Source organism: Klebsiella sp. HC6, from assembly GCF_022605325.1.
GTDB lineage: Bacteria > Pseudomonadota > Gammaproteobacteria > Enterobacterales > Enterobacteriaceae > Klebsiella > Klebsiella terrigena.
The window spans coordinates 3,976,491-3,988,830 of the sequence record NZ_CP093276.1 but is presented as its reverse complement, the minus strand read 5'-3'; the positions used below and the strand labels follow the sequence as shown (position 1 = coordinate 3,988,830).

At 55.9% G+C, this 12,340-nt stretch carries 8 protein-coding genes; 4 read left to right on the top strand and 4 right to left on the bottom strand.

The window, feature by feature from the left end; translation table 11 throughout:
- Positions 1 to 172 precede the first annotated feature (172 nt).
- The 3 genes from ldtD (at position 173) to MMW58_RS19320 (ending at position 3,480) form a co-directional block, all read left to right on the top strand.
- The gene (gene ldtD, locus MMW58_RS19330) at positions 173 to 1,963 is read left to right on the top strand and encodes a L,D-transpeptidase (RefSeq protein WP_241721894.1); all 1,791 of its coding nucleotides are present in this window, start codon (positions 173 to 175) and stop codon (positions 1,961 to 1,963) included.
- Positions 1,964 to 2,267: 304 nt separating this feature from the next.
- A complete protein-coding gene (locus MMW58_RS19325; protein ID WP_241723758.1) occupies positions 2,268 to 2,819 on the top strand; it encodes a YcbK family protein in 552 nt (183 codons plus the stop codon).
- 13 nt (positions 2,820 to 2,832) lie between these two features.
- Positions 2,833 to 3,480, top strand: a complete 648-nt coding sequence (locus MMW58_RS19320; protein ID WP_045854667.1) for an MBL fold metallo-hydrolase — start codon at positions 2,833 to 2,835, stop codon at positions 3,478 to 3,480.
- A 66-nt stretch (positions 3,481 to 3,546) separates the two neighbouring features.
- On the opposite strand, the gene MMW58_RS19315 is transcribed toward MMW58_RS19320, so the two are convergent.
- The 4 genes from MMW58_RS19315 to pncB form a co-directional block, all read right to left on the bottom strand.
- Complete coding sequence (locus MMW58_RS19315) at positions 3,547 to 4,737, bottom strand: amino acid aminotransferase (RefSeq protein ID WP_045854668.1); 1,191 nt, start codon at positions 4,735 to 4,737, stop codon at positions 3,547 to 3,549.
- A gap of 191 nt (positions 4,738 to 4,928) precedes the next feature.
- Positions 4,929 to 6,011 carry a porin gene (locus tag MMW58_RS19310; RefSeq protein WP_133597094.1) on the bottom strand — a complete coding sequence of 361 codons (1,083 nt, stop codon included), beginning with the start codon at positions 6,009 to 6,011 and terminating at the stop codon, positions 4,929 to 4,931.
- A 591-nt stretch (positions 6,012 to 6,602) separates the two neighbouring features.
- Positions 6,603 to 8,003, bottom strand: coding sequence for an asparagine--tRNA ligase (gene asnS, locus MMW58_RS19305; RefSeq protein ID WP_041144812.1), 1,401 nt, complete (start codon positions 8,001 to 8,003; stop codon positions 6,603 to 6,605).
- Positions 8,004 to 8,169: 166 nt separating this feature from the next.
- Positions 8,170 to 9,372 carry a nicotinate phosphoribosyltransferase gene (pncB, locus tag MMW58_RS19300; protein ID WP_133597096.1) on the bottom strand — a complete coding sequence of 401 codons (1,203 nt, stop codon included), beginning with the start codon at positions 9,370 to 9,372 and terminating at the stop codon, positions 8,170 to 8,172.
- A 329-nt stretch (positions 9,373 to 9,701) separates the two neighbouring features.
- Here pncB and pepN point away from each other — a divergent pair, with 329 nt between their 5' ends.
- A complete protein-coding gene (gene pepN / locus MMW58_RS19295) occupies positions 9,702 to 12,317 on the top strand; it encodes an aminopeptidase N (RefSeq protein ID WP_241721893.1) in 2,616 nt (871 codons plus the stop codon).
- Positions 12,318 to 12,340: the final 23 nt, after the last annotated feature.

Sequence of the window (12,340 nt, the reverse complement as noted above, 5' to 3'; positions counted from 1 at the left end):
TAGTCTAAAAGGGCGACATGATGTCGCCCTTTTTGTTAGCCGGTATGATGTGTTAACGTTGTATAATCTTTAAACTTCTTTACATTTGGGAAGGCAAAAGCGTTTTTGCCTTTATATACTGAGAGTGAGCCCTATTTTTAAGGGCGGCAATGTGTCAACAGGGGGGCAAGGGATGTTGCTAAAGAAACGGTATGGTCGTCAATTGTCGGCGCTGAGCTTGAGCCTGGCTTTTGCATTTGCTCCACTGTTCAATGTCCAGGCCGAAGAGCCTGAAGTCGTACCCACGGACAGTTCCGCCACGCTGGGAGAGCTTTCGTCTGCGCTGCTGCAAAACAACGGCCAGTCTGCCGCGGTGGCGAAAATGGCCGGCGAGCAGCCCCTGGCGACCGAGGTCGCCGCGAAAAGCCGGGCTGAGATTGAAGCGCTGCTTCCCGCAGGCTATAAGCCCGTCTTTATGAATCCGCTGGTGTCGCTGTATGCGGCCAGGGATATGAAACCGATGTGGGATAGCCGTGAGGCGGTGCAGGCGTTTCAGCAGCAGCTGGCCGAAGTCGCTATCGCCGGCTTCCAGCCGCAGTTCACCACCTGGGTGAGCCTGCTGACCGATCCCGCGGTGAGCGGCATGGCGCGTGATGTCGTGCTGTCCGACGCCATGATGGGCTACCTGCATTTTATTAGCGGTATTCCGATTCAGGGCAACCGCTGGCTATACGGAACTAAACCCTACGTCATGGCCACGCCGCCGCTATCGGTCATCAATCAGTGGCAGCTGGCGCTGGACAACGGCTCTTTGCCGCAGTTTATTGCCGGACTCACGCCGCGTCATCCGCAGTATGAAGCGATGCATCAGGCTCTGCTGCAGCTGGTGGCCGATTCGCGTCCGTGGCCGCAGATGACCGGCAGCGCATCGCTGCGTCCTGGCGAGTGGAGTAATGATGTTGGCGCGCTGCGCGAGATATTACAGCGTACCGGCATGCTGGATGATTCGGCGAAAATTACCCTCCCGGGCGACGTTGTCAGCCCGTCGGCGGGCAAGAAAAGCAAGCCGGCCGCCCGCGGCATTTACGATCGCCAGCTGGTTGAGGGCGTAAAGCGCTTTCAGGCCTGGCAGGGGCTGGGGGCGGACGGCGTGATCGGCCAATCCACGCGCGATGGGCTGAACGTCTCCGCGGCGCAGCGTGCCGGGGTGGTGGCGCTCAACATTCAGCGCCTGCGCCTGCTGCCAGGCAAGCTGTCGACCGGCATTATGGTGAATATTCCGGCCTTTTCGCTGGTCTATTACCAGGACGGTAGCCAGGTGCTGGCATCGCGGGTGATCGTCGGTCGTCCGGACCGTAAAACGCCGATGATGAGCAGCGCGCTGAATAACGTGGTGGTCAATCCGCCGTGGAACGTGCCGCCGACGCTGGCGCGCAAAGATATTCTGCCGAAGGTGCGCAACGATCCGGGCTATCTTGAGCAGCATGGCTATACCCTGATGCGCGGCTGGAACAGCAAAGAGGCGATCGACCCTTATCGCGTAGACTGGTCGACCATCACCGAGAACAATCTCCCGTTCCGCTTCCAGCAGGCTCCGGGCGCGCGCAACTCGCTGGGGCGCTACAAATTCAACATGCCGAGTTCTGACGCTATCTATCTGCACGATACGCCGAACCACAACCTGTTCCAGAAAGACGTACGGGCGCTGAGCTCCGGCTGCGTGCGCGTGAATAAGGCCTCCGAGCTGGCAAATATGCTGCTGCAGGATGCGGGCTGGAACGATACGCGAATTTCCGCCGCGCTTAAGCAGGGCGATACCCGCTATGTGAATATCCGCAACAATATCCCGGTGAATCTTTATTATCTCACCGCCTTTGTTGGCGCTGATGGACGCACACAATATAGAACAGATATTTACAATTACGATCTCACCGCGCGATCTGGCGCACAAATTCTGGCAAAAGCCGAACAATTAATCAGGTAAATGAAGTAGTTCAACGGATATCGTTGTCCTAACTCTGGGTGAAAACAGGCGCTGTTCGTCTACAGGGCCTGTTTTCACTGGGGTTAGGCCGCCTTGACGTTGGCAATAATGCCCGGTAAGGTGCCTTTCGTGCGCCAGAAGTGCATATTACACAACACCATTAAAACTGCATTGAGGTGATAGGTCTGGGAACCTCCTGACGCTTGCTCCGGTAAGTGCGCGGGGGAGAAGACGTCGCCAGTAAAGAGGCAGCTTGAAGGATGGCGTGTATATTTCGATTCATTTACTTGTAGACCTGATTATCATGGACAAATTTGACGCTAATCGCCGCAAACTGCTGGCGCTAGGTGGCGCTGCGCTAGGTGCAGCAGCCATTTTGCCTGCGCCGGCATTTGCCACCCTCTCGACCCCCCGACCGCGTATTTTGACGCTGAATAACCTGCATACCGGTGAATCACTCAAAGCGGAGTTCTTCGATGGCAGAGGCTATATTCAGGATGAATTAGCAAGACTTAACCATTTTTTCCGTGATTTCCGCGCGAATAAAATAAAGTCCATCGATCCGAGCTTATTCGATCATCTTTATCGCCTGCAGGGATTACTTGGCACCAGTAAGCCTGTCCAGCTTATCTCCGGCTATCGTTCACTCGATACCAACGATGAGCTACGTGCACGAAGCCGGGGTGTAGCCAAACATAGCTACCACACCAAAGGCCAGGCCATGGATTTTCATATTGAAGGCATTGCGTTGAGCAATGTTCGCAAAGCGGCGTTATCTATGGGCGCGGGTGGTGTAGGATACTACCCACGTAGCAACTTTGTGCATATTGATACCGGTCCCGTAAGGCACTGGTAACGAAAGGAGCGTCATGAACTATCGTATTATTCCGGTTACCGCGTTCGCCCAGAACTGCTCTTTAATCTGGTGTGAGCAAACCCGACTTGCTGCGCTGGTCGATCCCGGCGGTGATGCAGAGCGAATCAAACAGGAAGTGACGGCAGCGGGCGTTAGCCTGATGCAGATTTTGCTCACTCACGGTCATCTCGACCACGTTGGTGCGGCAGCCGAGCTGGCGCAACACTACGGCGTGCCGATTATCGGTCCGGAAAAAGAAGATGAGTTCTGGCTGGAAGGACTCCCTGCGCAAAGCCGGATGTTCGGCCTGGAGGATTGCCAGCCGCTGCATCCTGACCGCTGGCTCAATGAAGGCGATGTCGTCAGCGTGGGGAACGTTTCTCTGCAGGTTCTGCACTGCCCGGGCCATACGCCGGGACACGTTGTTTTCTTCGACGACGCGTCGCGGCTGCTGGTTTCCGGCGACGTTATCTTCAAAGGTGGCGTCGGGCGCAGCGACTTCCCGCGCGGCGACCACGGCCAGCTGATCGACGCGATTAAACGCAAGCTGTTGCCTTTGGGCGATGACGTGACGTTTATCCCCGGCCACGGGCCGATGTCAACGCTGGGTCATGAGCGTTTGCACAATCCCTTCCTGCAGGATGAAATGCCGGTCTGGTAACCATACCGGACGCTAAATACAAAAAAGGCCGCAAATGCGGCCTTCTTTTTTTAGGGTCCTGCGGCGTTACAGTACGGCGACGATCGCTTCACACAGCGGCGCCATGTTGTCCGGCGTCATGCCGGCAACGTTGATACGCCCGGAAGCCACGGCGTAAATAGCGAACTCTTCGCGCAGGCGCAGAACCTGCTCTTTGGTCAGGCCGCTGAACGAGAACATACCGTTTTGCTTAGTGATGAAGGAGAAGTCGCGGTCAGCGCCTTTTTCCTGCAGGGTATTGACGAACAGCAGGCGCATACGCTGAATGCGCTGACGCATGTCGGTCAGCTCCTGCTCCCAGATAGCGCGCAGCGCATCGTTGCTGAGAATTGTCGCCACAACGGCAGCGCCGTGCGCCGGCGGGTTGGAGTAGTTAGCGCGGATCGCTGACTTCATCTGGCTGAACGCGCGGTCGACGGTGTCGCTATCGCTCGCGACCAGCGTACAGGCGCCAACGCGCTCATTGTACAGGCCGAAGTTCTTCGAGTAGGAGCTGGCAACCAGCAGCTCTTTATGCAGCGCGGCAAAGGCGCGCAGGCCTTCAGCGTCTTCTTCCAGACCGCGGGCAAAGCCCTGGTAGGCGAAGTCGAACAGCGGCAGCCAGCCCTTATCAACCGAGAGCTGTGCCAGCTGTTGCCACTGCTCCAGCGTCGGATCGATACCGGTTGGGTTGTGGCAGCAGCCGTGGAACAGAACAACGTCACCCGCCTGAGCTTCATTGAGGCTTGCCAGCAGGCCGGCAAAGTCGAGCGTGCGGCTAGCCGCATCGTAGTAGGTATACTCGCGAACCTCGAGGCCGGCGGAATTGAATACGCTCTTGTGGTTCGGCCAGCTCGGGTTGCTCACCCAAACGCGCTTAACGTCGGTATTTTTGGCAAGGAAGTCGGCGGCAACGCGCAGGCCACCGGTACCGCCAGGAGTCTGTGCGGTACGCGCGCGCCTGTCGCTGATGATAGCGCTTCCTTTACCGAACAGCAGCTCCTGCGTGCATTGACCAAATTCCGGAATACCGTCGATACCCAGATAATTTTTTGTGGTCTCATTCTCCAGCAGATATTGCTCTGCCTTCTTCACGCTGGTCAGGACCGGGGTTTTACCCGTTTCATCTTTATAAACGCCAATCCCGAGGTTAATTTTTGTAGGACGGTCATCGGCACGAAACAGATCGGCCAGGCCCAGAATAGGGTCGGCAGGGGCGGCAGTAATGTTCTCAAACATGACGAGGTTCCATTGTGATTACTGAAGGGAGTTCCGCTATCAGGGTAACGGGAGAATGACCAATTGCCAACCGTTTGCGACAAAAAGCGCGAAGGTTTTCCAAAGTTACGATCTTTGCCTTAGTAACGCAGAAAAGCAGGACCGAAGTCCTGCTTTTTAGGCATATCACGAAGGGGTGTACTGATTAAAACTTAGAACTGGTAAACGATACCTACTGCAGCCTGGTCGTCGGTGGCTACGCCAGCAGTTTTGGTGTAATCGTTGTCGTCCAGCAGGTTGAATTTGTATGCTGCGTAGACGTTCATGTTCTTGTTGAAGTAGTACCAGGTACCCACTTCTACGTATTTAACCAGGTCAGCATCGCCGCCGGAGAAGCCAGCGCGGCCCTGCAGATCTTTGCCTTTGGTCTGAACGTAGCCAACGGACGGACGCAGACCGAAGTCGAACTGGTACTGAGCAACGGCTTCAAAGTTCTGAGTTTTGCCAGCGAAGTAGTTAGCCTGGTTTTCCGGAGTCATGTTGTAAGTCTGGGAGTACATCACTGCCGCATAGACGTTGTTTGCATCGTACTTAGCGGAGGTTGCCCATGCTTCAGCTTTGTCACCGTTGCCATCAGCTTTCTGAGCGATGCTGCGGTTAGAGCTCGCGTAGCCTGCAGACAGCGCGATACCGTTTTCGAATGCGTAGGTTGCAGAGGTGCTGACGCCGTCGCCGTTTTGTTTCTGGATAGCACGGCTCGCGTCGTTTTTACCCTGGTACTGCAGCGCGAAGCTCAGGCCGTCAACCAGACCGAAGAAGTCAGAGTTACGGTAGGTAGCAACGCCGTTGGTACGGCCGGTCATGAAGTTGTCGGTGTAGTTCCAGCCGTCGCCGCCCCACTCAACCAGCATATCGGTTGCAGCTTCAACGTCATAGATGGCACCGTAGTTACGGCCGTAGTCGAATGAACCGTATTCGCCAGCCTTCAGGCCTGCGAATGCCAGACGGGTTTTAGTCCCCTGGGAACCTTCAACGTTGGACGCGTCCATGTTGTATTCCCACTGGCCGTAACCGGTCAGCTGATCGTTGATCTGGGTTTCGCCCTTCAGGCCGATACGTGCATAGGTGGTGTCGGAGCTGTTAGTGTCGCCGTTTGTGGTCCAAACGTGCTCGCCAACCATTTTCCCGTAAAAGTCCAGTTTGTTGCCGTTTTTGTTATAGATTTCTGCAGCATTTGCTGCGCCGGCTACCAGCAGAGCAGGGATTACCACTGCCAGAATATTGCGCTTCATCATTATTTATTACCCTCATTAGTATTTTTATATGAACACTTGCCACTGCCGCCAATACATTCTGTCAATGAAAATTTACAGAACCATTGATGATAGTTTGGTGTCTGAAGGCATCTTTCCATCCGCGACATCGTTTCGCTAGCCGGAAAATGCTACCAATGTCGCATATGAGTAACAATTAGAAAGTGTATGTAACAAAATGTGAATTTTTGGGAACTTTGTGAACTCAATCAAAATTCCATTCCACTTTGCGTATAAAATCGTCATGGATTATATATCTATATGAATTAATTATGATTAATTTAGATAAGTGGCGATTTGTGCATTTTGTGGCTGGATTTCGCTTTTTTTTCACACAGCATTTGTCTTTGCATGTTGTGCGGTGGGTGGTTAAAAAATGAGCAAAATAATCAGGCATTTCACCGAAGAATGAACATAAGGTGCGCTTTCTGGTGTCGGCGGGTGTCGAAATAGTGAGTAACATAAATGTGACGTGGAAGGGTTGATGTTTAAGTTTCTATATATTTGTTAACAACAACTGACATAAAAAAGGGCCAGCTTACGCTGACCCTTTTTGCAAAGCGGGAATAAAAATCAGAATGTCGCGCTGCGCGGAGTACGCGGGAACGCAATCACGTCGCGAACGTTCTGAACGCCGGTGACGTAGGCAATCAGACGCTCAAAGCCCAGGCCGAAGCCGGAGTGCGGAACGGTGCCGTAGCGACGCAGGTCGCGATACCACCAGTAGTCTTCTTTATTAAGACCCATTTCCGCCATACGTGCGTCAAGCACGTCCAGGCGCTCTTCACGCTGCGAACCACCGATAATTTCACCGATCCCCGGAGCCAGAACGTCCATTGCGGCGACGGTTTTGCCGTCTTCGTTAAGGCGCATGTAGAACGCCTTAATGTCTTTCGGATAGTTTTTTACCACCACCGGCGCTTTGAAGTGCTCTTCTGCCAGGTAGCGCTCGTGCTCGGAAGAGAGGTCGACGCCCCAGTAGACCGGGTTTTCGAACTGCTTGCCGCAGTTTTCGAGGATCGTTACCGCGTCGGTATAATCGACCTGTGCGAAATCGGCAGAGACGAAACGCTCGAGGCGGTCGACCGCATCTTTATCCACGCGCTCGGCGAAGAATTTCATGTCGTCCGCGCGCTCTTCCAGTACGGCCTTGAAGACGTACTTCAGCATCGCTTCCGCCAGGCCCGCCACATCGTTCAGGCTGGCGAAGGCCACTTCCGGCTCCAGCATCCAGAACTCCGCCAGATGGCGGCTGGTGTTGGAGTTTTCCGCACGGAAGGTCGGGCCGAAGGTGTAAATTTTTGACAGCGCGCAGGCGTAGGTTTCGCCGTTCAGCTGGCCGGAAACGGTAAGGAACGACTCTTTGCCGAAGAAATCCTTATCGAAATCCACTTTGCCCTGGTCGTTGCGCGGCAGGTTTTCCAGATCCAGCGTCGAGACGCGGAACATTTCGCCGGCGCCTTCGGTATCAGAGGCGGTGATCAGCGGAGTAGAAACCCAGAAGAAGCCCTGCTCGTCAAAGAAACGATGCAGCGCCTGCGCCAGGGTATGACGCACGCGGGCAACTGCGCCAATCAGGTTGGTACGCGGACGCAGGTGGGCGACTTCGCGCAGGTACTCGATGCTGTGGCGCTTGGCCGCCATCGGGTAGGTATCCGGATCTTCGACCCAGCCGGTAACTTCTACGCTGCTGGCCTGAATTTCGAAGCTCTGGCCCTGGCCCTGGGATGCCACGACTTTACCGGTGACGATGACCGAGCAGCCGGTCGTCAGACGCAGCACTTCCTGATTGTAATTGGGAAGAGAATTACTAATGACGGCCTGTACAGGATCAAAGCAGGAACCGTCATAGACGGCCAGGAAGGAAAAGCCAGCTTTTGAATCTCGGCGGGTACGTACCCATCCGCGGACGGTGACTTCGCTGTCAACCGCAACACGGCCCTGGAGTACGTCGGCTACAGGCACAACGCTCATAATAGTCTCTCTATTCGTAGTCCAATAAAAATATCTGTTTCCCCCTGCAATGGGGGGATATCTATGTTACCTGTCATCTTCCGTCAGACAAGCAGATTTCGCACCGCGAGGGAGAGTTTTCGGAAATAAATAAAGAACAAGGAGCCAGAACGGCTCCTTGTGGTGATTAACTGGCCTTTTTGATCGGCGGCAGGTCGAAGGCTTCGCGCAGGGCGCGCACGAATGCCTTATCGTGACAGATGGTCTTGCCAGGGCTATCTGAGAGCTTGGCCACCGGTTTGCCGTTGCACTCCACCAGCTTTATCACGATATTGAGCGGCTTAACCTGTGGAATATCGCAGGTTAAGCGCGTTCCGATGCCAAAGCTGAGATTCACCCGCGACGAGAAGTGACGATAGAGATCGACGGCTTTCGTCAGGTCGAGGTTATCGGAGAAGACCAGCACCTTACTCAGCGGGTCGATACCCAGCTTCTGATAATGGGCAATGGCTTTTTCGCCCCATTCAACCGGGTCTCCGGAGTCGTGGCGCAGCCCCTGATAGCGTTCGGCGAATTCCGGGCCGAAATCACGCAGGAAGGCATCCATCGTAATACAGTCGGTCAGGGCAATGCCCAGCTGGTCTGGATACTCTTCCAGCCAGGCGGCAAGGGCCGCGCGCTGGCTGCTGGCAAGGCTTGGGCTGATCTGCTGATGGGCCTGGAACCACTCATGCGCCTGGGTACCCATCGGCGTAAGATGCAGGCGACGCGCCAGGTCGTAGTTGCTGGTGCCGGTAAACCACGGCTCCTGCTGCAGACGTTCGACGATAGCCTGCTGGACCTCGCGCGAGAAGCGACGACGGGTGCCGAAGTCCATCAGGCGGAAGCGGCTCATATCGATATCGGCGGTGATTTCCCTGAAGTCGCTCAGCTTGTGCTCGAGGGTCTCCAGCGCCAGCTCAACGCCGATTTCCGGCGAACGGTAGTGATGAACCAGCTCGCTGATCACCGCCAGCAGCGGGACTTCCCACATAATGACTTCGCGCCAGGGGCCGGATAGACGAATGTTCAGCTTGCCGTTGTCGTTGCTGACGGTGACCTGACGCGGGTCGTAGCGGAAGTCGCGCAGCCAGTCGAGGTAATCCCCGGAAAAGAACGGCAGGGTCGACAGCCAGTGATACTCATCGTCCTGCAGCTTCAGGTCGCGCATAGCCTCAACCTGTTCGCGAATCGCGTCGGCATAGATGCCGAGCAAATCATCCCCGCGGCAGCGGAACTCCGCCGCAACGTGTACCTCGTTATAGCGGTGGAACACGGCCTGCTGCATGTGCAGCTTATAGGCATCCGTATCAAGCAGCGAGTGCAGTACAGGAGCAGTGAATTGTGTCATGGTGCGCAGTAGCATCCTCTCACTGGAGCGTATCCATCAAAACCTGAGCAGAAAAAAGGAGGCGGAGTATAGCTTTATTCCCCGACTCTGTCCCGCAGTGAAGGCCGATGGCGACGCTGACGGTCATTTGCGAGGCCTAGTTTAATATATTGAACACGGATCACACCACAAGCTTTGCACCGGGTCGAGCGCATTTCGTGCCTCCTGTGTTATCAAAATGTAGCGATTTTCGTGTTTGGCGTTGAAAAGATGAAGATTCTGCATAGCGAGAACATCACAACAGGAATAGACTGGGTTTGACACTTTATGGAACATGCTAAAGGTTTTTTATGACACAACAGCCCCAAGCCAAATACCGCCACGACTATCGTGCGCCGGACTATCTGATTAGCGATATCGATTTGACCTTTGACCTGGATGCCGCGAAAACCGTTGTTACGGCTGAGAGTAAAGTCTCCCGTCACGCGGCTGCGTCTGATGTGCCATTGCGTCTGGATGGCGAAGACCTGACGTTGGTCTCTCTGCAGGTTAACGGTCAGCCGTGGAGCGACTATAAAGAAGAAAATAACCAGCTGGTTATTGGCGGATTGCCGGAACATTTCACCCTGACTATCGTCAATGAAATCAGCCCGGCGGCCAATACCGCGCTCGAAGGGCTGTATCAGTCTGGCGAAGCGCTGTGCACGCAGTGTGAAGCGGAAGGTTTCCGCCATATTACCTGGTATCTGGACCGTCCGGACGTTCTGGCGCGCTTCACCACCAAAATTATCGCCGATAAGGCGAAATACCCGTACCTGCTGTCTAACGGCAACCGCGTGGCGCAGGGCGAGCTGGAAAACGGCCGCCACTGGACCCAGTGGCAGGACCCGTTCCCAAAACCGTGCTATTTATTCGCGCTGGTGGCCGGTGATTTCGACGTCTTGCGCGACACTTTCATCACCCGTTCCGGACGCGAAGTGGCGCTGGAGCTGTTCGTCGATCGCGGCAACCTCGATCGCGCGCCGTGGGCGATGACGTCGCTGAAAAACTCGATGAAATGGGACGAAACCCGTTTCGGCCTCGAGTACGATCTCGACATCTACATGATTGTCGCCGTTGACTTCTTTAATATGGGCGCGATGGAGAACAAAGGGCTGAACGTCTTTAACTCCAAATACGTGCTGGCCCGCACCGACACCGCCACCGATAAAGACTACCTCGATATCGAGCGCGTGATTGGCCACGAATATTTCCACAACTGGACCGGCAACCGCGTGACCTGCCGCGACTGGTTCCAGCTGAGCCTCAAAGAGGGGCTGACCGTGTTCCGCGATCAGGAGTTCAGCTCCGATCTGGGCTCGCGTGCGGTGAACCGTATTAACAACGTCCGCACCATGCGCGGGCTGCAGTTTGCCGAAGACGCCAGCCCGATGGCCCATCCGATTCGTCCGGATAAGGTTATCGAGATGAACAACTTCTACACCCTGACGGTATATGAAAAGGGTGCGGAAGTGATCCGCATGCTGCATACCCTGCTGGGTGAGGAAAACTTCCAGAAAGGCATGCAGCTGTACTTCGAGCGCCACGACGGCAGCGCCGCCACCTGCGACGATTTCGTTCAGGCGATGGAAGACGCGTCGAACGTTGACCTGTCGCACTTCCGCCGCTGGTACAGCCAGTCCGGTACGCCGGTAGTGAGCGTTCATGATGACTATAACCCGGAAACCGAGCAGTACCGGCTGACCATCAGCCAGCGCACGCCGCCGACCGCCGAGCAGGCGGAAAAGCAGCCGCTGCATATTCCGTTCGATATCGAGCTCTACGATAACGAAGGCAAGGTGATTCCGCTGCAGAAGGGCGGGCACCCGGTGCATCACGTCCTGAACGTCACCCAGGCCGAACAGACGTTTGTCTTTGATAACGTCTACTTCCAGCCGGTCCCGGCGCTGCTGTGCGAGTTCTCAGCGCCGGTGAAGCTGGAATATAAGTGGAGCGATCAGCAGCTGACGTTCCTGATGCGCCACGCGCGCAACGACTTCTCCCGCTGGGATGCGGCGCAGAGCCTGCTGGCGACCTACATCAAGCTTAACGTCAACCGCCATCAGCAGGGCCAGCCCCTGTCGCTGCCGGTTCACGTCGCCGATGCGTTCCGCGCGATCCTGCTGGATGAGAAGATCGATCCGGCTCTGGCGGCAGAGATCCTGACGCTGCCGTCCGCCAGTGAAATCGCCGAGCTGTTTGCGATTATCGATCCGCTGGCCATCGTGGCGGTGCGCGAAGCGCTCACCCGCACGCTGGCGAAAGAGCTGGCGGACGAGTTCCTCGCTATCTACAACGTTAATAAGCTCGACGGCTATCGCGTAGAGCATGCCGATATTGGCAAGCGCTCGCTGCGCAATACCTGCCTGCGCTACCTGGCGTTTGGCGACGCTGAGCTGGCGGATAAGCTGGTTGTCGCCCAGTATCATCAGGCCGACAACATGACCGACGCGCTGGCGGCTCTGTCGGCAGCGGTGGCGGCGCAGCTGCCGTGCCGCGATGCGCTGATGCAGGAGTATGACGATAAATGGCATCAGGACGGCCTGGTGATGGACAAATGGCTGATCCTGCAGGCCACCAGCCCGGCGGATAACGCCGTGGAGACGGTGCGCGCGCTGCTGAACCACCGTTCGTTCAGCATGAACAACCCGAACCGCGTTCGCTCGCTGATTGGCGCCTTTGCCGGCAGCAACCCGGCGGCCTTCCACGCCGAAGATGGCAGCGGATATCAGTTCCTGGTGGAGATGCTGACCGAGCTCAACAGCCGCAACCCGCAGGTGGCGTCGCGTCTGATTGAGCCGTTGATTCGTCTGAAGCGTTATGATGCCAAACGCCAGGCGCTGATGCGCGCGGCGCTGGAGCAGCTGAAAGGTCTGGAGAATCTCTCCGGCGATCTGTTCGAGAAAATCAGTAAGGCGCTGGCATAATAGCGTCCGCTCCCGAAGTGCGG

Coding starts and splice junctions, on each gene's coding strand:
- MMW58_RS19310 (WP_133597094.1), bottom strand. CDS start 6,011: ATGATGAAGCGCAATATTCTGGCAGTGGTAATCCCTGCTCTGCTGGTA.
- ldtD (WP_241721894.1), top strand. CDS start 173: ATGTTGCTAAAGAAACGGTATGGTCGTCAATTGTCGGCGCTGAGCTTG.
- pepN (WP_241721893.1), top strand. CDS start 9,702: ATGACACAACAGCCCCAAGCCAAATACCGCCACGACTATCGTGCGCCG.
- pncB (WP_133597096.1), bottom strand. CDS start 9,372: ATGACACAATTCACTGCTCCTGTACTGCACTCGCTGCTTGATACGGAT.
- MMW58_RS19320 (WP_045854667.1), top strand. CDS start 2,833: ATGAACTATCGTATTATTCCGGTTACCGCGTTCGCCCAGAACTGCTCT.
- asnS (WP_041144812.1), bottom strand. CDS start 8,003: ATGAGCGTTGTGCCTGTAGCCGACGTACTCCAGGGCCGTGTTGCGGTT.
- MMW58_RS19315 (WP_045854668.1), bottom strand. CDS start 4,737: ATGTTTGAGAACATTACTGCCGCCCCTGCCGACCCTATTCTGGGCCTG.
- MMW58_RS19325 (WP_241723758.1), top strand. CDS start 2,268: ATGGACAAATTTGACGCTAATCGCCGCAAACTGCTGGCGCTAGGTGGC.